We start from the raw sequence: 729 nt of genomic DNA, 5'->3' as shown, positions 1-729 counted from the left end.
GTTCCCGGGCGACGGCCACCGCCAGCAGCAGGTTGCGGGCGTTGTGGCGGCCCTCCAGCGGCAGCGGCAGGCTCGGGCCGTCCAGCAGGCGCAGGCAAGGGCCCTCCAGGCGGCCCACCAGCTCCGCCGCCGGCACCCCCGTCGGAAATCCCGCCGCCTCGTCCTCCAGGGCGACGCGCACCACCCGGCCCCGCCACACCCGGCCCAGGGACTGCTCCAGCAGCGGATCCCCGGCGGGAATCACCAGCACTCCCTCCGGCCCGAGTCCGGCGGTGATCTCGCACTTGGCCTGGCCGATCGCCTCCCGGCTGCCCAGGCGGCCGATGTGGGCGGTGCCGATGTTGGTGATCACGGCCACGTCCGGCTCGGTGCAGCGGGTGAGACGGTCGATCTCCCCCAGTCCCCGCATCCCCATCTCCACCACCAGGGCCGCCGTGCCCGCGTCCGCCTTCAGGATCGTGAGCGGAGCCCCCACGTCGTTGTTCTCGTTGCCGCTGCTGGCCACCACCGGCCCGAGCGGGGTCAGGCACGCCCGGATCAGTTCCCGTGTCGTCGTCTTGCCCGCCGAGCCGGTCACCGCCACCACCGGCAGGCCCAGTTGCCGCCGCCAGAGAAGGGCCAGCTGCTGGTAGGCCTCCAGGGTGTCGTCCACGGGCCAGATCGGCCGGCCGCTGGCGGCCACCAGCTCCGCCAGCGCCGCGCCCCCCAGCCGGTCCCGCTGCACCAGGG

At 74.9% G+C, this 729-nt stretch carries 1 protein-coding gene; it reads right to left on the bottom strand.

Annotation, left to right across the window (positions count from 1 at the left end):
* A partial coding sequence (locus tag VB737_RS17175) for a Mur ligase family protein (protein WP_500314761.1) occupies positions 1–729 on the bottom strand: 729 nt, incomplete at both ends.

The organism is Synechococcus sp. BA-120 BA3 (assembly GCF_034931285.1).
In the GTDB taxonomy this organism is placed as follows: Bacteria; Cyanobacteriota; Cyanobacteriia; order PCC-6307; family Cyanobiaceae; genus Cyanobium.
The sequence above is the reverse complement of the archived record's forward strand: the minus strand, read 5'-3'. Positions and strand labels throughout refer to the sequence as shown.